We start from the raw sequence: 20,778 nt of genomic DNA, 5'->3' as shown, positions 1-20,778 counted from the left end.
GGCACCAAGCTCAGCCTCTGGTCGTGTGACGGCGGCGCCAACCAACGCTGGAGCCTTGCCTGACCCGGTTGTCGTCTCGGGGCGTGCGGGTGGACCTGCGGGTGCTGCCGGATCGGCCGATATGAGCGCCTTTCTGTGACGCCGGTGGACGTCCGGATGCTCACCGATCCCGTGTTGAGAGGAGTCAGATGCGTAAGATCATTCGATGGGCGCTGGCGGCGGTACTGGCCGCCGGCTCCCTGGTCGCGATCGGCGGTACGTCGTCGCCGGCCATCGCGCTGGACAACGGGCTCGCCCGTACACCGCAGATGGGGTGGAACGACTGGAACACCTTCTTCTGTAACGTCAACGAGAGCCTCATCCGGCAGACCGCGGACGTCATGGTCTCCAGCGGCATGGCGGCGGCGGGCTACGAGTACGTCAACATCGACGACTGCTGGTCCACCAAGAGCCGCAACGCCAACGGGGACCTGGTGCCGGACCCGCAGAAGTTCCCCAGCGGCATGAAGGCCCTGGCGGACTACGTCCATGCCAAAGGGCTGAAGCTCGGCATCTACTCCTCGGCGGGGACGACCACGTGCGCGGGGTACCCGGCCAGCCTGGGTTACGAGCAGCGCGACGCCGCCCTGTGGGCGTCCTGGGGGATCGACTACCTGAAGTACGACAACTGCGGCGACCACCAGGGCAGGACCGGGCAGCAGCGCTACACCGCCATGCGTGACGCGCTGGCCGCCACGGGGCGCCCGATCGTGTACAGCCTGTGCAACTGGGGCCAGGAGAACGTGTGGACCTGGGGGATGCCGGTGGGCAACTCCTGGCGCACGACGGGCGACATCGCCGCGAACTGGAACTCCATCATGGGCATCCTGGACCAGCAGGTCGGGCTCGAGGCGTACTCGGGGCCGGGCGGCTGGAACGACCCCGACATGCTGGAGGTCGGCGTCGGCGCGCTGACGGCGACCGAGGGACGGGCGCACTTCAGCCTGTGGTCGCTGCTGAACGCTCCGCTCATCGCGGGCAATGACATCCGGTCGATGAGCGCGGAGACCCGGTCCATCCTGACGAACACCGAGGTCATCGCGGTCAACCAGGACTGGGGCGGCAGGCAGGGCCACAAGATCAGCGACAACGGGAATCTGGAGGTCTGGCGCAAGCCCATGTCCAACGGCTCGGTCGCGGTCGTCCTGCTCAACCGGGGCACCTCGACCTCGACCGTCTCCACCACCGCCTCCGCCCTGGGCCTGGGCTCGGCGTCCTCCTACTCGGTGCGCGACCTTTGGGCGCACACGACGTCCTCCTCGTCCGGGACCATCAGCGCGTCGGTGCCCGGGCACGGGGCGGCCATGTACATCGTGACCGGAGGAGGCATCGTCCCTACGCCCACGGGGGCGATCAAGGGGGCCGGCTCGGGGCGGTGCCTGGACGTCGCCGGCGCCTCGCAGACCAACGGTGCGCAGGCGCAGATCTGGGACTGCAACGGCCAGGCCAACCAGCAGTGGACGCCCACCGCGAGCGGTGAGCTACGGGTTTACGGGAACAAGTGCCTGGACGTCTACGAAGGCGGCACCGTCGACGGCACCAATGTGATCATCTGGGACTGCAACGGGCAGTCCAACCAGCAGTGGCGTTTCAACGCCGACGGCACCATCACCGCCGTCGGCGCCGGCAAGTGCCTGGACGTGCCGAACAACGCCACCGCCAACGGCACCAAGCTGGTCATCTGGGGCTGCAACGGCGGCGTCAACCAGCGCTGGACCCGGACCTGAGGAACATTGCGAGAGACACCTTCACCGGAGGCGGTCCTCCGCTTCCGGCGAAGGTGTCTCCACTCACGTGCACTCCCTACGTGCTCACTGTGAAGTCGCTGAAGCTGAACTGGCCTGTCACGCCGGCCGCGTGAGAGGTCGCGATCAGCCCCGCGTCCTGCGTACCGGCGATGCCGGGCAGGGTGGCGGTCGGGCCGACCTTGATCCAATCGGTGCCGTTCGTGGAGTAGTAGCCGCTGACCTCGTTGCCGGAGCGGACGAGGCGGACCCAGGCCGGCGCCTTGGTCCCCGAGACTGCGCTGAACGAGTCGAGGTAACCGTTGCCGTTGGAGTCCCACTGGAAGGCGACCCCGTTGCCGGGGGTGACGACCATGACGGCGTACCCGGGCGACGAGGCGGCGGCGGTGAGATCATTGCGGATGACGACACCCGCCTTGGCCCAGGAGTTGGTGTTGTCCATCTCGGTGACCCGTGCCGTCACCGTGGCAGTGGTTCCGACCGCGTCGTCCTGGTAGATGGCGCCGTACTCGTCGAACGACGCGCCGCCGTCCTGCCAGATATCGGCGCCGGAGGTCAGGATGGCGTACGCGGATCCGGCTTCGGCGAACCGGCTCGGCACCGAGCCGTACCCCTTCAGGGACGTCAGCGGGTTGAGCGCGGTCAGTGTCAGCGACCTCTTCAGCGCGTACTCGGTCCTGCCTGCCTGGAACGTCAGTGACATCGTGACCGGCGCGCGGTCGACCGGGGTCGTGACTGACCCGGGCGCCGTGACCTTCCACGACACGGTGGCCGAGGCGCCCGCGGGGAGGTCCGGCTTCAGCGGCTCGCCGATGGGCACGGCCTGCCACTTCTCGGGGACGGTGATCCGGGCACGCAGGCCGGAAGCCGGGCTGTCACCGATGTTCGCCACCGTGGCGGTGACCGTGCTCGTACCACCGGCGCTCATGCTGACCGGTTCGGCCACCAGGTAGGCGCCGACCGGCGGGCGCTGCGGGTCGGCGGGGCCGCGGTACTGGCCGGTCGGACCCGCCTTGTGGATCACTTCGCTGGCCGCGATCGGGAGGTTGCCGGAGGTGATGGCGGTGTTGTCGCGTGCGACGTTGCCGCGCTGGCCGGTGACGATGCCGGTGATGGCCGGGTTGGTCGCGAAGTTTCCGGTCAGTGTGAGGTTGCCGGTGTAGTTGCCGTTCTGGTTGTTGGCATGCGCCCACTGCCCCGCGGTGTTGACGAACACGTTGCGGTTCGCGGACAGGTACCGCGAGCCCTCGTCGAAGTACAGGCCGAGCTGCCCGCTGTTCTCGCAGTAGTTCTCGTCGATCGTGCTGCGGGGCATCGCGGAGAGGGTGTAGATGCAGCCGGCGTCGTTCATCGTCTGGATGACGTTGCGCACGTGGTTACCCACGATGCGGACATCGCTCGAGGTCGTCGGGGTGTCGTAGATCGGCTGGAAGTCGTAGAGACCGCGGTTGATGTACTCGGGGCTGCCGCCCGGGTCGTTGGCGCCCCAGCCGAAACCGACGCCGATGCCGGTGTAGGGCATGTCCGAGACGTAGTTGTGCTCGATGGTCAGCCGCGTGACGTAGCTGGCGAAGATCGCGTCCTGGTCCTGGTATTCGAGCGCGGTCGCGTAGACCCGGTTGTCGCTGATCTTGATGTCGCTGTTGACCATGCGCGGGTCGGAGGGGTGGTGGGCGTCGGGCCGTACGCCGCCGACCACGATGCCGCCGCCGGCGCTCGCGGTGAACGTGCTTCCCGTGACCGTCACGTGGTGCGCGCCCAATCCCACGCCGCTGGCGTGGGCGTTGGCGTCGTTGCCGATGCCGAGCCCGACGGAACCGAGGTTCACGAAGGTGTCGCCGGCGAAGCTGACATTCTCCGCGGCTGACACCTGCACCGCGGCGGGTGCCTGCGCCCAGCCGTTGCGCGCTCCTTCGAATCCCTTGCAGCCGACCGCGCACGAGGTGAACGCGTCGGCCGGCCGGTGCGGCTGAACGCCGCTGATGAACGTGCCGGTCTGCTGGTTGGCGTATCCGTCGGCAGTGCTGGGGTGCAGCCATGTGGTGCCGGTGAAGGTCAGGCCCTCGAACCGCAGGTTGCGGGCGGGCTCGTCGTACGTCCCGCCGACCTGCAGCAGCGACTCCAGCCGAGGCAGCTCGACGCGCGCACGTGAGAGATCCTGCCCGGCGAGCGGCTTGTAGTAGAGCGTCCCGGCACTCGTGTCCAGGTACCACTCGCCGGGCTCGTCGAGGAACTTCCTGGAGTTCAGCAGGAAGATGGTCGGCGTGCGGAACGGAGACTGGATGGTGTCGTAACCGTAGGTGTTGTTGTCCCAGGCCGGTTGCTGCATGACGACCGTGGAGCCGGAGATGCTCTGCACGGGCGCGAAACGGTTGGTGAACGACAGCATCGCCTGGAAGTCGATGCGCTTCTGGTCGGGCAGCGTGGCCAGGTAGGCGAGGTCGGGGTTGTTGACGGTGAAGCCGGTCGCGTTGAGCGTGATGTCGTCGCGGGCCAGCTTGGTGCGTGCCCGCTGCGCCAGGACGCCGTCGACGTAGAGCTGCCGGCTGTCGAATCCGGTGCCGACCTGGGCCTTGTAGACGCCCGTCGCGGCATCGTCGAGCACCCAGCCGGTGACGGGCTTGGCGCCGCTCAGCACGGGCTTGGCGCCGCGCCTGGCCTTCCAGGTCACGGTGTGCCCGTTCCGGCCGGAGTCGGCGGCGTCGAACCGTAGTGGCGCGGTCAGCCGATAGGTGCCGTCGAGGAGTTCGACGGTGACGTCGCGGTTGCCCTCCGCGGCCGCCTGGCGCGCCCGCCGTTGTGCCTCCTCCAGGGTCTCTAGCGGCCGTCCGGCGCTACCCGGGCCCTTGTCGTCGGCGTTCTTGGTCCCGGCGGGCGCGACCACGATCGTCTGGTCTCCCGGGGCCGTGGCCTCCGCCCGGGAGGCGACCGGGCCGACGATGAGTCCGGCCGCGATCAGTAAGGCGGCGGACGACGCAGCCGATGTTCGTCTGTGCAGCACGAGTAACGGACGCACGCGTGTTCCCTTTCTTCCGGCACGTAGGTGGCAAGGACGGGAGGCGGCGAACGGTACGAGTTCACCTCGCCGTCCGGTCGTGAGGGTCTACGACTAGGGGGTGAGCAGGCGCTGCGATGCGGCGCCCTGATCGGCCACCGCCAGCAGTCGCCGTCCGGCGTGCTCGGGCCGGACGTTGGGGGTGCCGGCCGTCATGGCGTCGGCCGGCCGACGGGTGAACGAGGTGACCGCGGCCTCGTCGATCGTGACGCCCAGGCCCGCGGAGTCTCCGAGGATGAACGCGCCGTCCTCGACGGTCAGGTCGAGGGACACGCCCAGTGGTGGCTGCAGGTCCTGCAGCTCGCTGATCAGGTGGTTCGGTACCGACGTCGAGGCGTGCAGCAGGGCGATCGGGGTGGTGCCGATCGGACTGACCGGCAGGTCATGGGCGTGTGCCAGAGCGGATACTCGCAGGAAATGGGTGATTCCCCAGACGGCGGCCATCTGGACGATGTCGACGGCTCCCGCGGCCAGCAGCGGTCGATATTGCTCGAGCCCGGTGAGATTCTCCCCCGTGGCGACCGAGGCGCGGACCCCGCGACCGACGACGGCCAGGCCTTCGGCGTCCCACCGCCGGACCGGCTCTTCGATCCACGTGAGATCCAGGGTGCGTTCGAGCTCGCAGACGTGCCGGACCGCCTGCTTGCGGGTCCAGGCCTCGTTCACGTCGAGCATCAGGCCCGGTCGCGATCCGTGCCCGGCCTCGGTCAGGACCTCTCGTACCAGTGTCAGGCGGTGCCGGTCGCGGTCGATGTCGAGGCCGCCCTTGAGCTTGGCCGCCCGCAGCCCGTGCCGGGCGTAGACCTGGTAGAGGGAGACGAGTTCCTCGTCGGTCAGGCCGATGTCCAGGCCGGAGGCGTAGGCTGGGACCCGCCGGTCGCGACCGCCCAGCAGGCGCCAGAGCGGTTCGCCGGCGGCCTGCGCCTTGATGTCCCACAGAGCGGTGTCGAGCGCGCCGATCGTCCCGAACACGGCGCCCGCGTGGCCGGCCTTGAAGGTCTGTCGCAGCATGCGGTCGTAGAGCGCCGTCACGCCGCGCGGATCCTCGCCTTCGATGGCGGCGAAGATGGTGTCGAGGTGTGCGTGCGGCCCGAGGCCGACGCCGGTGATCCCCTCGTCGGTGTCCACCATGATGATCGGCACCGACACGTTCCCGTCGGCGTAGACGCCGTTGGCGTCGCCGACGGGGCGGCCCCATTCATGCACCGTTGTCAACGTGCGATACCCCGAAATCCGCATGTCAGCCCTTCGTGGAGCCGGCGGTGACACCGTCGGCGATCTGACGCTGAAGGAAGAGATAGAGCAACAGGACGGGTATCGCGGCGATCAGAACTCCTGAGGCGAACTGGGGGATGTTGTCCGAGTACTGTCCGCGCAGCGAGGTGACCCCGACCATGAGGGTGCGATGCTCCGGCGACGGCATCATCAGCAGGGCGATGAGCACGTCGTTCCAGCAGAACAAGGCATCGAGGATGCCGACCGACAACAGGGCCGGAGTACCGAGCGGGATCATGATCCGCCGGTAGACGCCGTAGGTGGAGTTCCCGTCGATCCTTGCCGCGTGGATGATCTCCACTGGGATGGTCCTGTAGTGGCTGGTCATCAGGAAGATGGTGAAGGGGAGGAACTGCGCGACGTAGGCCAGGATCAGTCCGGGATAGGTGTCGATGAGGCCGCTGTCCGCCATGACCCGGGCCATCGGCACCATGATCACCTGGAACGGGACGAACAACGCCGCGAGGCAGCCGAGGAACAGCGCCGAGGAGCCGCGGAAGCGCAACTGAGCCAGTGCGAAGCCGGCCATCGACCCGAAGAGCAGCAGCAGAATCACCGCTACCGTCACCACGATGAGCGAGTTGGCGAAGTAGCGCGCCATGCCGACGCTGTTCCACGCCGCGGCGACGTTCTCCAGGTGCAGCGAGCTCGTGGGGGAGAAGCGGTCGAGGATGTACTCCCGCCGGGTCTTCATCGCGGCGTTGGTGGTGAACAGGAGGGGATAGACGGTCGCCAGCGCGAGGAGCGCCATCGGGACGGCGGCCACCCACCTGCCCAAGCTCTTGCCGGGCATCAGTCTTCCCTCCCTGCACGGCGGAGCACGATCACCTGCAGGATTCCGACCACGAGCATGATGAGGAACAGCACCGTCGATGCGGCCGAGGCGAGTGCCGGGCGGTTCATGTGTCCCTGCTGGAACCAGACGTAGAACTCCGGCAGGTACGTCGAACCTTCAGGGCCGCCGCTGGTCATGACGTACAGCAGGCCGAACATGGACGTCAGCATTCCGATCATGGTGGTCACGAAGACGAACTGGATGGTGCGGGACAGGCCCGGGACGATGACATGCCAGATGATCTGGGGCAGTGACGCGCCGTCCATCCGGGCGGCGTCCAGGAGTGCGGCGTCCAGCGTGGAGAATCCGGCGAGGAACACCACGAGGGCCATCCCGAACGTCGCCCAGATGTGCACGCCGACGACCGTGAACATGGCGATGTCCGGGTCACCGAGCCAGTCGACGGGGCCGAGGCCGATCAGCGCCAGGGCGGTGTTCACCGGGCCGTCGAAGCCGAGCATCAGGTTGAAGATCGCACCGACGATCACCGGCGAGAGCACGGCCGGGAAAAAGTAGACGCCGCGGAAGAGCCGATGCCCGGGCACCCGCAGGTAGATGAACGTCGCCAGCAGGCCGGGGATCGCCACCGCGACGGGAAGCAGGATCACCAGCAAGCCGACATTGCCCAGCGCGGTGCGGAACAACGGATCGTTCAGCAGTTCGGCGTAGTTGTCGAAGCCGACGAAGGTCCCGTTGCGCTCGCCGTCGCCGGTGAAGGAGAAGTTGACGCCCAGCAGCAGCGGCCACAACCGCAGCGCCACGATGATCAGTACGGCCGGAGCCACCAGGACGAAGGGCGCCAGACGCTCGGCCCGCGCCCCGCGCGGGGTCCTTCCGGTGCCGCTGTGGCGTCCTGGCCGCTCGAACTTTGCTCCGGTGGTCCGCTCCGCCGCAGCCGAGCGGACCACCGGTGATGAACCTCCGATCGGCACGCGATCAGCTCGTCTTGTCCGAAGCGGCCAGTTGTTTCACCGCTTCATCGACGCTCGCCGACCCGCTCAGGAGCTGCTGGGACAGCCTCCCCATCAGGTCCAGAGTCTTGGAGGACAACGCGACATGCAGTGCGGGCTTGCCGTCCTTGATCTGGGGCACGATCGCGGCCACGGCGGGAGCGCCCTGCGACACGTCGATCGTGGTGTCGGAGGTGATCGCGCCGGCGCCGGTGTAGAAGGCGGTCAGCGCGCCGGTCGAGGTCAGCGATCGCACCAGGTCGGCGGCCAGCTGAGGATTCTTGGTCGATTTGGCGACCCCGTAACCGATGCCGCCGTCGTAGGGGAGCACGGGCGTGGCTCCGTCGGTGACCACTGGGGCGGTCATGACGCCGACCTGGTCGGCACCCAGGAATTCGCCGAAGTCCTTCCAGTGCCCGATATCCGACATCAGCCCGATGATGTGGGCGGCCTTACCGGTGTTGAAGACGGCGAAGGCGTCGTTGAACAGCGCGGTGGAGTTGGCCCCGTCGTTGTTCAGGCCGTCATCGTTGACCTTCTTCCACAGGGCGAAGATCTCCTTCACGTGGGGAGAGGTCCAGTCGCGTTTCCCGGAGATCCAGTCGTCGTACTCCTTGGGCGTCAGGATGCCCGGCCCGAGTCCCGACATGAAGAACTGGATCCCGAAGCCTTCCTTGTTGCCGAGGGCGAAGCACCTGGCGCCGGCTGCCTTCTTGATGGCAGCGCAGCCACTGACGAACTCGTTCCACGTCTTCGGCGGGTTCGCCGGATCCAGCCCCGCCTTCTGATAGATCGTCTTGTTGTAGTAGATCGGGTGGCCCTGCAGCGTCACCGGGGCGGCGTAGATCTTGCCGTCCTTGCTGAAGGCGTCCCAGCCCGCCAGCCGCTGCTTGTCCTCGGCAACGTACTGGTCCAGCGGCAGGAGCGTGTCCACCCGGTCGCGGAGCTGGCCGCCGCCGTTGAAGAGCATGACGTCGGGGCCTTTTCCCGACTGGGTGGCCGCGCCCAAGAGCGTGTAGTACTGATCGAACGGCTGGGCCACGAACTCGACGGTGACATCGGGATGTTTCTTGGCGAAGTCGGCCTTGGCCTTCTCAAGGTAGGAGGCCACGGGCGGTTCGCCGGATTTCCAGTCCCAGACCACGATCCTGCTCCTGGGTTCCCCGGAGGAGGATTGCGTCGGTGCGGCGCTTCCGCAGCCGGTCACGGCCAGTCCCGTGACGAGGACGACCGACCATAGTGTTCGCTGCCTCATGGCTGATCACTCTCCAGAATGCGGCCGGCGTCCTCGGCCGTCTTCCCGGAAACGTAATTCGTATGACGTATGCTGTCAATACGGATGGCATATACTGACGCGGTGGGCGCTGACCTAGCGGGTCACCGGAGGAAGATATGACGGCATCGCAGGAATCGCCCGGCAGCGTCCCCGCGCCGCCGCCCGCATGGGTCCGACGACCCGCCAGCCTGGGCAAGGCGGTGACAGCGGAACTCGTGGAGCGCATCGTCCGCGGCGTGCACCCGCCCGGCACGCCCCTTCCCCCCGAACCCGTGCTGTGCGAGACCTTCTCGGTGAGCCGGACCGTCGTCCGTGAGGCCGTGAAGATCCTCCAGGAGAAGGGGCTCGTCCAGGTTCGCCAGGGCGCGGGCACCATGGTGACCCCGCCCACGATGTGGGACATGCTCGACGAGCTCGTTCTGGCGGCGACCATCGACATGGACGAGAGCCTGGGGATCCTCGACGACCTCGTTGTCACACGCCGTCTGCTCGAGTCCGACATGGCCTACCTCGCCGCCCGGGTGGCGGGCGAGGAGAGCATCGAGCGGCTGCGTGCTCTGGTGGACCGGATGGACGAGCTCGTGGACGACCACGTCACGTACGCCGACCACGACCGCGCCTTCCACGACACGATCATGCAGGCGTCTGGTAACCGCATCGGCCGGGGCGTGGTGCGAGCGCTGGAGAGCCAGGTGATCAACACCGCCCGATACATGGGAAAGCCGGAACGCGCCCTGTGCGTGGCGTCCAACCAGGGCCATCGCCGGATCTATGAACGCATCGCCGCCCATGACCCCGATGGCGCCAGCGAAGCGATGTTCACGCACATCACCGAGGCCTGGCTCGTCCGGCGCAACGCACCCAGCGCCCCCGTGCGCCTGCAACGTTAGCGCGCCGTCGCGCTCTCGCCCGACGTCGGGCCTCGGCCGTCCCGGTCTTGCGCCCTGCTCATCGCCGCCTCCACCGCCTGGGAGCACCGGCTTCATCGGGCAGCTCGACCGTCAGGCCGCTCTCCCTGTAGCCAGGCGGACCTTCATCGTGTCTCCTCCTCGCCGAGCTGGGAGCCCTCGAAGTTCACACCCTGGTCACGGGAGTCCTCGACGTCTCCCAACACCGAGCGCAGCCAGGTCTCGGTCGTGCCGATGTGCATGAGCGCCGCGGCCTGGGCGAGCGTCGCGTCGCCGGCGGCCAGGGCGTGGTAGATCGCCTCGTGCTCGGCGACGGTCTTGTGCGAGCTGCCGGCTTCCACCGTGCCGCGCCACACCCGCATCCGCAGCGTGCGGCCGGAGATTCCGTCGAGCAGGGTGGACAGCGTCTCGTTGCCGGTCGCCCGCACGACGGCGCGGTGGAAGGCGGCGTCGTGGTGGTTCAGCTTCTCCACGTCATCGCAGGCGGCGCGCATCGCGTTCAGGTGCTCGCCGATCTCGTCGAGTTGCTCGGCGGAGATCCGGGACGCGGCGAGGGCGGTCGCCGCGGGCTCGAGCATCCGCCGTACCTGGACGATCTCCAGCAGGGTGTCGTCGCGCAGCAGCTCGACGGCCAGTCCCAGCCCTTCCAGCAACAGCCGCGGCTCCAGGCTGGTCACGAACGTGCCGTCGCCCCGCCGTACGTCAAGGACCCGGGCCACGACCAGCGCCTTGACCGCCTCGCGCAGCGGGTTGCGGGAGACGCCGAGCTGGGCGGCGAGCTGGTGCTCCGGCGGCAGCCGCGCGCCCGGTGGCAGCTCGCCCGACTGGATGAGGGCCCGGATGCGGGAGATCGCCTCGTCGGTCAGGGACATGCGGGCGACCTCCAGGCACGGAGTCGCTCGATCGGCACGCGCTTCACGGTGGGAAACATAACAGACATCCTATGTTCGAGGAAGATTTGGACTTATGGATGAGCAGACATGGGTTGTCTACTCATCAGATCGTGCCCTGCCGGGGCAGTCAATTGGCGATTTTCCCGGTATTTCCTTGGGAGGTCTAGACATGCCGCCCTCGCGAGGATTACAAAGACATCCCATGTCGGTGTGGTGAAGACCGCTTCACCTCCCCGAAACATCCCATGGAGGGACACCCTCGTGTGTAAACATCACCAAGGGCGGCCGTCGTGGCCGAGCTGATCACCGCCATCGAGGCCCACGACATCCGATTCCCCACCTCACGGCACCTCGACGGCTCCGACGCCATGAACCCCGAGCCCGACTACTCAGCCGCGTACGTGATCGTGCGGACCGGCGGCGGGCAGGAAGGGCACGGGCTCGCCTTCACCGTCGGGCGTGGCAACGAGATCGCCGTCGCCGCCGTGGAGTCGCTGGCGCCGCTGGTCACCGGGCGGCCGGTGGCCGAGGTGCTCGGCGATCTTGGCGGGGTGTCCCGCCGGCTCACCGGCGACAGCCAGCTGCGCTGGCTCGGCCCGGAGAAGGGCGTCATTCACATGGCGGCTGGAGCCGTGCTCAACGCTCTGTGGGACCTTCGTGCGCGCAGGGCGGGCAAGCCGCTGTGGCGGCTGCTGTCGGAGCTGCCGCCGGAGGAGATCGTCGACGTCGTCGACTTCCGCTATCTGGAGGACGCGCTCACCCGGGAGGAGGCGCTGGCCATCCTGCGCGGCGCCGAGCCGGGCCGTGCCGAGCGCCGCGCACGCCTGCTGGCCGAGGGCTACCCCGCCTACACCACCACTCCCGGCTGGCTCGGCTACACCGACGACAAGCTGGCCCGCCTGGCGGAGGAGGCGGTCGCCGACGGGTTTCGCCAGATCAAGCTGAAAGTCGGCGCCGACCTGGCCGAGGACGTCCGGCGCTTACGGCTGGCCCGCGAGACGGTCGGCCCTGATGTGCGCATCGCCGTGGACGCCAACCAGGCGTGGAACGTCGGACAGGCGATCGAGTGGCTGGCCCCGCTCGCCGAGTTCGACCTGTACTGGATCGAGGAGCCCACCTCGCCCGACGACGTGCTCGGCCACGCCGCCATCCGCAAGCAGGTGGCACCCATCAAAGTCGCCACCGGCGAGCACACCCACAACCGGGTGATGTTCAAGCAGCTCCTGCAGGCGGGCGCGATCGACATCCTGCAGCTCGACGCCGCCAGAGTCGCCGGCGTCAACGAGAACATCGCCATCCTCCTGATGGCCGCAAAGTTCGGGGTGCCGGTGTGCCCGCACGCGGGCGGCGTCGGCCTGTGCGAGATGGTCCAGCATCTGTCGATGTTCGACTACGTGGCCGTCAGCGGCACCGCAGAGGACCGTGTCATCGAGTACATCGACCATCTGCACGACCACTTCACCGACCCGGTCGTGATCCGGGACGGCCGATACCTCGCCCCCGCACGTCCGGGCGGGGGCGCCGAGATGCATCCGGCATCCCGCGCCGAGTACGCCTACCCGCACGGCCCCCAGTGGGCCGCCGACGCGGCGGGTGCGGTGTGACGCGCTCCCCAGCCCCCACCCAGCACAGGGAAGGAACACTCATGAGAAAAGGACTCGCCTTTGGGACGGCCGTCGCCCTGTCGGCCGGCCTGGCCACCGCCTGCGGGGGCGGCGGAGGCGACGGCACGGCCGCCTCAGGAGGCGGCAAGCCGGTCGTCGGGGTGGACTATCCCCGCTCCGACACCGACTTCTGGAACTCCTTCATCAAGTACGTCCCCCAGTTCGGTGCCGAGAACGGCCTGGAGCTGAAGACCTCCAACTCGCAGAACGACATCTCCAAGCTCACCGCCAACGTGCAGAGCTTCATCAGCCAGGGCGTCAAGAGCGTCGTGCTGGCGCCGCAGGACACCGCCGCCGTGGCCCCCACCCTCCAGCAGCTCAACACCAAGAAGATCCCCGTCGTCATGGTCGACACCCGTCCCGAGCAGGGCGACGCCTTCATGGTGGTACGCGCCGACAACCGGGCCTACGGCGAGAAGGCGTGCAAGTTCCTCGGCGAGAAGCTGTCCGGCAAGGGCAAGGTCGTGATGCTCCAGGGCGACCTGGCCTCCATCAACGGCCGCGACCGCACGGAGGCGTTCAATGCCTGCATGAAGGCGAGCTACCCCGGCATCACGGTGTTCGGCGAGGCCACCAACTGGGACGGTGCGGTCGCCTCGCAGAAGCTCCAGACGCAGCTCACCGCCAATCCCGACATCAAGGGCGTCTACATGCAGTCGAGCTTCGCCCTGTCGGGCACCCTCCAGGTGCTCCAGCAGCGCGGCCTCCTGGTTCCGCCGGACGATCCCAAGCACGTCTTCGTCATCTCCAATGACGGCATCCCCCAGGAGCTCAAGGAGATCGCCGCCGGTAAGATCGACGCGACCGTCTCCCAGCCGGCCGACCAATACGCCAAGTACGCGCTGCAGTACACCAAGGCCGCCATCGACGGCAAGACGTTCAAACCGGGCCCGACCGACCACGACAGCACCATCATCCAGGTGCGCCCCGGCCTGCTGGAGGACCAGCTCTCCGCGCCCCTGGTCACCGCCGACGGCGGGACCTACGCAGGCGTGGCGAGCGTCAAGCCGGGCGACTCCTCTCTGTGGGGCAACAACCTTGGCGGGTGATCAGACGGCCACGCCTCTCGTCGAGGCGATGGGTGTCACCAAGAGATACGGGGAGACCGTCGCGCTGGACCGCGCCGGAATCCGCATCATGCCCGGCCAGACCCACGCGCTCGTCGGCCGCAACGGAGCCGGGAAGTCCACCCTGGTATCGATCCTCACCGGGCTCCAGGCGCCCGACGAGGGCGAGGTGCGCTTCGGCGGCGAGCCTGCCCCGCGCCTGGCCGACCGTGATGCCTGGCGGCAACGGGTGGCCTGCGTCTACCAGAAGTCCACGATCATCCCCGAGCTGACCGTGGCGGAGAACCTCTACCTGCACCGCCACGACCTGAACCGGCTCGGGCTGGTCCGCTGGGCCGCCCTGCGGCGCAAAGCGGCCGAGTTGCTCGCCACCTGGTCAGTGGACGTCGACGTGCGCCTGCCGGCCGGCGAACTGGACGTCGAGCAGCGGCAGTTCGTGGAGATCGCCCGTGCGCTGTCGTTCGGCGCCCGGTTCATCATCCTCGACGAGCCGACCGCCCAGCTCGACGCCGCCGCCATCGCCCGGCTGTTCACCCGTATCCGAACCCTGCAGGAACAGGGAGTGACCTTCCTGTTCATCAGCCACCACCTGCAGGAGATCTACGAGATCTGCGACACGGTCACGGTCTTCCGCGACGCCCGGCACATCCTGACCACCACGGTGGCCGATCTGCCGCACGCGGAGCTGGTGGCGGCGATGGCGGGAGAGGCCGCCGGCCTGGCAGAGGCGTCCTCCCGGACGGCCGTGCCCGGCGGCGCCGGTGAGGTGCTAGGCGTTCGCGGCCTGACGTACGGCGACGCCTACCGGGAGATCGACTTCCAGATCCGGTCCGGCGAGATCGTCGGCCTGGCAGGCGCGGCCGGCAGCGGCAGAACCGAGCTGGCCGAGACCGTCGTCGGGTTGCGCGCGGCCGATTCGGGCGCGATCGAGGTCGCCGGGCGCGCTCCCCGTCCCGGCAGCGTGCCCGACGCGCTCGCCGCAGGTGTCGGCTTCGTCCCCCGCGACCGGCACCACCAGGGGTTCGTCCCGATGATGTCGATCGCCGACAACGCCACCATGACCGTCCCCGACCAGCTCGGCGAGGCCGGCCTGATCAGCAACCGGCGGCGCGACCGGCTGGCCAGGACCTTGATCGCCAACCTGGCGATCAAGACCCCCGGTCCCGGCCTGCCCGTGATGGGCCTGTCCGGCGGCAACCAGCAGAAGGTCGTCATGGCCAGGGCGCTGGCCTCCGATCCCCGGCTGCTCGTGCTGATCACCCCCACCGCCGGGGTGGACGTCAAGTCCAAGGAGTTCCTGCTCGGCAAGGTCGAGGAAACGGCCGCCAGAGGAACCGGCGTGCTGATCGCCTCCGACGAACTCGACGACCTGCGGCTGTGCGACCGGCTGCTGGTGATGTTCCAGGGCCGTGTCGTCGCCGAGATGGCCGCCGGATGGCACGACCACGACGTGGTGGCGGCCATGGAAGGAGTCCGGCTCGATGCCTGAGAAAACTCTCACGCCCGCCACCGAGAGCGCCGCCCCCGAGCGGGAACGGCCACGGATACGACTGGCCCGGCTGCGCGACTTCGCCCTGATCCCCGCGATCATCGCGATCGCCGTCGTCGGCCAGATCGTCAACCCGATCTTCCTGCAGGGCGACAACCTGATCAACATCCTGCAGACCATGTCGGAGATCTCGCTGCTGGTCCTGGCCCAGACCATCGTGCTGGTCGCCGGCAAGATGGACCTGTCACTGGAGTCGACGTTCGGTCTCGCGCCGGGCGTGGCAGCGTGGCTGACCGTGGCCGCCGGTTCGGGCGCCGGGCTCGGTCTGCTGCCGGGCTTCTGGTCGATCCCCGTCACCCTGGCCGTCGGCGTGCTCATCGGCGCGATCAACGCGCTGCTGATCGTACGGTTCGGGCTCAACGGCTTCATCGTCACCCTCGGCATGCTCATCGTGCTGCGCGGCCTGCTCACCGGCATCTCCGGCGGCCAGACCTTCTTCAACCTGCCGGCGTCGATGCTCTATCTCGGCTCGGCCCTGTGGCTCGGCGTGCCCGCCTCGATCTGGCTCTGCCTGCTGCTGTTCGCCGCCGGAATCGTGCTGCTGGGCTTCACCAAGTACGGCCGCGCCCTGTACGCCATCGGCGGCAACGTGGACGCGGCCAAGGCGGCCGGCATCCGTACCGACCGGGTGTTGTGGACCGCCCTGGTGGGCGCCAGCGTGCTGGCCGCGCTCGGCGGCCTGCTGATGTCGGGGCACCTCGCCTCCGTGGCGGCCGCGCAGGGCGACGGCGCCATCTTCACCGTGTTCGCCGCGGCCGTGATCGGCGGCGTCGGCCTCAACGGCGGCAAGGGCACGATGTTCGGCGCGTTCACCGGCATCCTCCTCCTCTACATGATCCAGAACGTCCTCACCCTGGCCGGCGTGCCCGCCCAGTGGATCCAGGCCCTCAACGGCGCGATCATCATCGTCGCTCTCGTCCTGTCCCGCCTCACCGGAGGCAAGGTCCAGGAATAGCTCGACGCGGCGTCCCGAGCACCGCACCCCCTACCGATTGGGAACAGCCATGTCCGAACACCCCCTGACACGAAGGCAGCTGATGAAGATCGGAACAGCCGGGGCCGGCGCGCTCCTGCTGCCGATGCAATGGACGGCGGTCGCCCGAGCCGCTTCGACGCCGCCCCCTGAGGTGCGCGCCGCCAACGACCTGGCGCTCTGGTACGACGAGGCCGCCGGCGCCGACTGGCTCCGCGCTCTCCCCATCGGCAATGGTCGCCTGGGTGCCATGGTGTTCGGCAACGTCGATACCGAACGGTTGCAGCTCAATGAGGACACGTTGTGGGCGGGCGGACCGTACGACCAGAGCAACCCGAAGGGTGCGCAGGCGCTGCCGGAGATCCGGCGGCTGGTCTTCGAGAACCAGTGGACCCAGGCCCAGGACCTGATCAACCAGACGATGCTCGGCAAGCCCGCAGGCCAGCTGGCCTACCAGCCCGTCGGCAATCTACGGCTCAGCTTCGGCAGCGCCGCAGGGGCGTCGGAGTACAACCGCCAGCTGGATCTCACCACCGCCACGACCTCCGTGAGCTACGTCCTGAACGGCGTGCGGTACCGGCGCGAGGTGTTCGCGAGCGCGCCGGACCAGGTGATCGCCATCCGCCTGACCGCCGACCGGCCCGGCTCCATCACGTTCTCCGCGACGTTCGACAGCCCGCAGCGGACGACACGCTCCAGCCCGGACGCGACCACCGTGGCACTCGACGGCGTCTCGGGCGACATGGACGGAGTGACCGGCTCGGTCCGTTTCCTGGCACTGGCCCGGGCCGTCGCCGAAGGCGGCAGCGTCACCAGCTCCGGCGGCACTCTGCAGGTGTCCGGCGCCGACAGCGTGACACTGCTGATCTCCATCGGCTCCAGCTACGTGAACTACCAGAATGTCGGCGGCGACTACCAGGGCATCGCGCGGAAGCATCTCAACGCCGCCCTGGAGCGGCCCTACGACAAGCTGCGCGGCCGGCACGTGGCCGACTACCAGCGCCTGTTCGGGCGCACGACGCTCGAGCTCGGCCGCACCGCGGCGGCCGACCAGCCGACCGACGTCCGCATCGCGCAGCATGCGGACACCGACGACCCGCAGTTCGCCGCGCTGCTGTTCCAGTTCGGCCGATACCTGCTGATCTCCTCCTCACGGCCCGGCACCCAGCCGGCCAACCTGCAGGGCATCTGGAACGACCAGATGCGCCCGCCGTGGGACTCGAAGTACACCATCAACGCCAACCTGCCGATGAACTACTGGCCCGCCGACTCGACGAACCTGTCCGAGTGTTACGCGCCGGTGTTCGACATGATCAAGGACCTCACCGTGACCGGCGCCCGCACCGCCGAGGCACAGTACGGGGCGGGCGGCTGGGTCACCCATCACAACACCGACGCATGGCGGGCCACCTCGGTCGTCGACGGCGCGTTCTGGGGCATGTGGCAGACCGGCGGCGCCTGGCTGGCCGCCTTGATCTGGGATCACTACCTGTTCACCGGCGACGCCGAGTTCCTGCGCGCGAACTACCCGGCCATGAAGGGCGCCGCCCAGTTCTTCCTCGACACCCTGGTGCCGGAGCCGGAACTCGGCTGGCTGGTCACGAACCCGTCCAACTCACCCGAGCTCAGCCACCACCCGAATGCCAGCGTGGCCGCCGGCCCCACCATGGACATGCAGATCCTGCGTGACCTGTTCGACGGCTGCGCCGAGGCCAGCAAGGTGCTCGGCGTGGACGCGGACTTCCGGGCCAAGGTCGAGACCGCCCGCGAGCGGCTGGCGCCGATGAAGATCGGCTCCCGCGGCAACATCCAGGAATGGCTCTACGACTGGGTGGAGACCGAGCGCAACCACCGGCACGTCTCACACCTGTACGGCCTGCATCCCAGCCATCAGATCACCAAGCGCGACACACCCGAGCTGTTCGAGGCCGCGCGCCGGACGCTGGAGTTGCGCGGCGACGACGGGACGGGCTGGTCGCTGGCCTGGAAGATCAACTACTGGGCCAGGCTGGAGGAGGGCACGCGGGCGCACGACCTGGTCCGCGCCCTCGTCACACCGGCCAGGCTCGCGCCGAACATGTTCGATCTGCACCCTCCGTTCCAGATCGACGGCAACTTCGGCGCCACGTCCGGCATCGCGGAGATGCTGCTGCACAGCCACAACAGTGAGCTGCACCTGCTGCCGGCCCGGCCGGCGGCCTGGCCGAAGGGACGGGTGAAGGGGCTTCGGGGTCGCGGCGGTCACACCGTCGGCGCGGCATGGAGCGAAGGGCAGGCCGACGAGTTCCTGATCACGCCTGATCGCGACGGCACCGTGAGAGTACGCGCCGAGATGTTCACCGGGCGCTACAAGGTGGTCGACGCCATGCGCGGCGGCCAGGCCCGCACTAGGAAGGTCGGCCCCGACCTGATCGAGCTCACCGGGCAGGCCGGCCACACCTATCGCGCGTACAGCTTGCAGAAGGTCCGGCTCGGCGCACCGGCCGAGGTGATCCCGGGTCAGGAGGCCAAGGTCACCGTCACCGTCCGGGCGATCGAGATGCCGCTGGCCCCTTCGGCCACGGTGTCCGTCGAGGCTCCGGACGGATGGAGCGTCACGCCCGCCCAGGTCGTGATGGGGCCCCTGAGCCCCGGCTCGGAACGTACTGCCGAGTTCAAGGTCACCCCGGGCGCGGACGAGCCCATGGGCACCACGGTCCTGACCGGCAAGGCGGGCGGCCATGACTGGACCACGTCGGTGGAGGCCACGGTCCGGGTGTGGGAGGGCTGAGCTGCGACTGCGCGACGGGCCGTCCTCGGCGGATCTGGCACGCATCGCCTTCGTCACTCCGCTCAGCGTGCGCGCGCCCTGCACCCCTGATTCGCTGAGGAACGATGGTGAGTGGCGCGGTCATGCCGACTGACTCAACGACATCACCGCCCAGGGCGTCAGTTCGACATCGAGGTTCAGCACACCGTTGTCGGGCACGGTCAGTGTGAATCTGTGGAGCGAGTCGGCGACTTTGCTCAGGTACTCGCTCTCGGCCCGGGACGGGTTGAGAGGGGACCCGAGCTGGTACCAGGCCTCGGCGACGTTCCCGTGCTCCCAGTCCAGGACCTCGACGAGGAACGTGGTGCCAGGCTCCAGGCCGCCGATCGAGTGGTGGATCCTCCGGCTCGGCCCCATCTCCGCCAGCGCGCGTGTCGCCGGGTACGCGTTCTCCGAGCCGAGACCCCTCATGGCCATGTCCTCGGGGTAATTGAAGAACACCGCGGACACGGCCGACGTCCGGCTGTCACGGGTCACGACACCGTCGGACGTCGCGAGGAGCAGCCGGTCCCCGAGCCGTTCCAGCATCGTGAACGCGTGGAACGTGGGCTTGTGGATGCCCGCCTCGTTCACCAGTCCGAACCCGCCGTGGAACGGTCCGATCCCTGCGCCTCCCTCCTCGAACACGTCCGTGAAGGCCCAGTAGCAGATCGAGTCGGCGAGGGCGGCGCACTTGAGATACGACCGTGTGATGTACGTCGCCGCGAACAGCGTGTCGTGGATGAAATCGCGGGCCGACGGCGACGTCGACCACTCGGTGATGTGGATCTCCGCGTCGGGATACGCGCTGTTCTGCACGAGCTTGCGAAGGAGGGTCAGGTCGTCGAACGTCGCGTCGGCGTACCGGGTGATCTGCACCGCCTCGCCGTCGGCGCCGAACGCGAAGTCGGTGGGGTACAGGTGGGTCGAGATGAAGTCGATCGGGAGCTCGCGCTTCGCGCACCAGGTGATGAAGTCCTCGATCCACACCGGGCGCCAGTCGAGCACGTCCACGTCGGTCGCGGCGGCCGTCTCGCGCATCGCGGATCGGTCCTCGACCTCGCCCTTGTAGCGGTCGTCGGGCACGAAGACGCTCGTCGCGGGCCCGCCCACCTTCAACGCGGGATCGATCTGCTTGATCGCTCGCACGGTCTGCTCGTAGAGCTCGAAGTACTCGGTTTTCGTGCCGGTCCAGAAGTAGGGGACCAGGTTCGGCTCGTTCCATACCTCGAAGCGCCACTCCCGCACTTCGGCGAGGCCGTACCGGTCGATCCAGTGCTCGACCGACCTCGTGACCAGCTCGACCCAGCGCGCCATGTCCTTGGGCGGGCTGCAGTGAGCGCCCCACCAGAACACCGTCTCGGTCTCTGTCGCCAGCTCACGCGGCATGAAGCCCAGCTCGACGAAGGGACGGACACCGCTGTCCACAAGGAAGTCGAACACCTTGTCCACATAGCTGAACGTGTACACGGGCGAGGCAAGGGGCGCGTTCGGGCCGAAACCGCCGCCGTAACTCTCCCTGTACACGAACATGTCGTCGTGAAAGACGCCGTGAAAGCGGATGTACTCGATTCCCGATGCGGCGACGACCTCGGCGAATTGTTGTTGCCAGTCCGCGCGCAGTGCCTCGTTCGCCCGTCCGGCGCCGACGCACCTGCTCCAGACGTGCGGGAGCGCACTCTCGTCGCACCACTTACCGTCGATCCGGAACCGAGCTCCGGACACACTGTCGCTCGTCATGGTCTCACTTCTCTGCACAGA

General features: G+C 68.3%; 14 protein-coding genes. 7 read left to right on the top strand and 7 right to left on the bottom strand.

The genetic code is table 11. The features are described 5' to 3' along the window. Nucleotides 1-188 precede the first annotated feature (188 nt). Nucleotides 189-1,766: a glycoside hydrolase family 27 protein gene (locus tag ACTWPT_RS38190; RefSeq protein ID WP_443182391.1), complete on the top strand. Its 1,578-nt coding sequence runs from the start codon at nt 189-191 to the stop codon at nt 1,764-1,766. A 76-nt stretch (nt 1,767-1,842) separates the two neighbouring features. Here the strand turns inward: ACTWPT_RS38190 and ACTWPT_RS38185 are convergent, their stop codons facing one another. The 5 genes from ACTWPT_RS38185 to ACTWPT_RS38165 all read right to left on the bottom strand — a co-directional run bounded on the left by ACTWPT_RS38185 (nt 1,843) and on the right by ACTWPT_RS38165 (nt 9,154). Then, nucleotides 1,843-4,800 (bottom strand): NEW3 domain-containing protein, encoded by a 2,958-nt coding sequence (locus ACTWPT_RS38185; protein WP_443182390.1) that lies wholly within the window; start codon nt 4,798-4,800, stop codon nt 1,843-1,845. 93 nt (nt 4,801-4,893) lie between these two features. Next, entirely contained in the window at nt 4,894-6,045 is a 1,152-nt protein-coding gene (locus ACTWPT_RS38180; protein ID WP_443182389.1) for a mandelate racemase/muconate lactonizing enzyme family protein, read from the bottom strand. Nucleotides 6,046-6,079: 34 nt separating this feature from the next. Next, a complete protein-coding gene (locus tag ACTWPT_RS38175) occupies nt 6,080-6,907 on the bottom strand; it encodes a carbohydrate ABC transporter permease (RefSeq protein WP_443182388.1) in 828 nt (275 codons plus the stop codon). Continuing rightward, nucleotides 6,907-7,857 (bottom strand): carbohydrate ABC transporter permease, encoded by a 951-nt coding sequence (locus tag ACTWPT_RS38170; RefSeq protein ID WP_443182387.1) that lies wholly within the window; start codon nt 7,855-7,857, stop codon nt 6,907-6,909. Before ACTWPT_RS38170 ends, ACTWPT_RS38175 begins: the two co-directional genes overlap by 1 nt. A 28-nt stretch (nt 7,858-7,885) precedes the next feature. Beyond that, nucleotides 7,886-9,154, bottom strand: a complete 1,269-nt coding sequence (locus tag ACTWPT_RS38165; RefSeq protein WP_443182386.1) for an ABC transporter substrate-binding protein — start codon at nt 9,152-9,154, stop codon at nt 7,886-7,888. 137 nt (nt 9,155-9,291) lie between these two features. On the opposite strand from ACTWPT_RS38165, the gene ACTWPT_RS38160 reads away from it, so the two are divergent. After that, on the top strand, nt 9,292-10,065 hold the full coding sequence (locus ACTWPT_RS38160; RefSeq protein ID WP_443182385.1) for a FadR/GntR family transcriptional regulator: 774 nt from the start codon (nt 9,292-9,294) through the stop codon (nt 10,063-10,065). Nucleotides 10,066-10,208: 143 nt separating this feature from the next. On the opposite strand, the gene ACTWPT_RS38155 is transcribed toward ACTWPT_RS38160, so the two are convergent. Beyond that, on the bottom strand, nt 10,209-10,955 hold the full coding sequence (locus ACTWPT_RS38155; protein WP_375118148.1) for a FadR/GntR family transcriptional regulator: 747 nt from the start codon (nt 10,953-10,955) through the stop codon (nt 10,209-10,211). A gap of 311 nt (nt 10,956-11,266) precedes the next feature. On the opposite strand from ACTWPT_RS38155, the gene ACTWPT_RS38150 reads away from it, so the two are divergent. The 5 genes from ACTWPT_RS38150 (at nt 11,267) to ACTWPT_RS38130 (ending at nt 18,999) form a co-directional block, all read left to right on the top strand. After that, a complete protein-coding gene (locus ACTWPT_RS38150) occupies nt 11,267-12,580 on the top strand; it encodes an L-fuconate dehydratase (RefSeq protein ID WP_443182384.1) in 1,314 nt (437 codons plus the stop codon). Between the two features lie 41 nt (nt 12,581-12,621). Continuing rightward, nucleotides 12,622-13,689, top strand: a complete 1,068-nt coding sequence (locus ACTWPT_RS38145; RefSeq protein WP_443182383.1) for a sugar ABC transporter substrate-binding protein — start codon at nt 12,622-12,624, stop codon at nt 13,687-13,689. Between the two features lie 28 nt (nt 13,690-13,717). Further along, nucleotides 13,718-15,196 (top strand): sugar ABC transporter ATP-binding protein, encoded by a 1,479-nt coding sequence (locus ACTWPT_RS38140; RefSeq protein ID WP_443182382.1) that lies wholly within the window; start codon nt 13,718-13,720, stop codon nt 15,194-15,196. Beyond that, complete coding sequence (locus ACTWPT_RS38135) at nt 15,189-16,211, top strand: ABC transporter permease (protein ID WP_443182381.1); 1,023 nt, start codon at nt 15,189-15,191, stop codon at nt 16,209-16,211. Before ACTWPT_RS38140 ends, ACTWPT_RS38135 begins: the two co-directional genes overlap by 8 nt. An 82-nt stretch (nt 16,212-16,293) precedes the next feature. Beyond that, complete coding sequence (locus ACTWPT_RS38130) at nt 16,294-18,999, top strand: glycosyl hydrolase family 95 catalytic domain-containing protein (RefSeq protein WP_443182380.1); 2,706 nt, start codon at nt 16,294-16,296, stop codon at nt 18,997-18,999. Between the two features lie 120 nt (nt 19,000-19,119). Here ACTWPT_RS38130 and ACTWPT_RS38125 read toward each other — a convergent pair whose 3' ends face one another. Next, nucleotides 19,120-20,757, bottom strand: a complete 1,638-nt coding sequence (locus ACTWPT_RS38125; RefSeq protein ID WP_443182379.1) for a GH39 family glycosyl hydrolase — start codon at nt 20,755-20,757, stop codon at nt 19,120-19,122. Between the last annotated feature and the right edge of the window lie 21 nt (nt 20,758-20,778).

The organism is Nonomuraea sp. 3N208 (genome assembly GCF_052245935.1).
Lineage (GTDB): Bacteria > Actinomycetota > Actinomycetes > Streptosporangiales > Streptosporangiaceae > Nonomuraea.
This window is presented reverse-complemented; position numbering and strand designations above follow the sequence as displayed.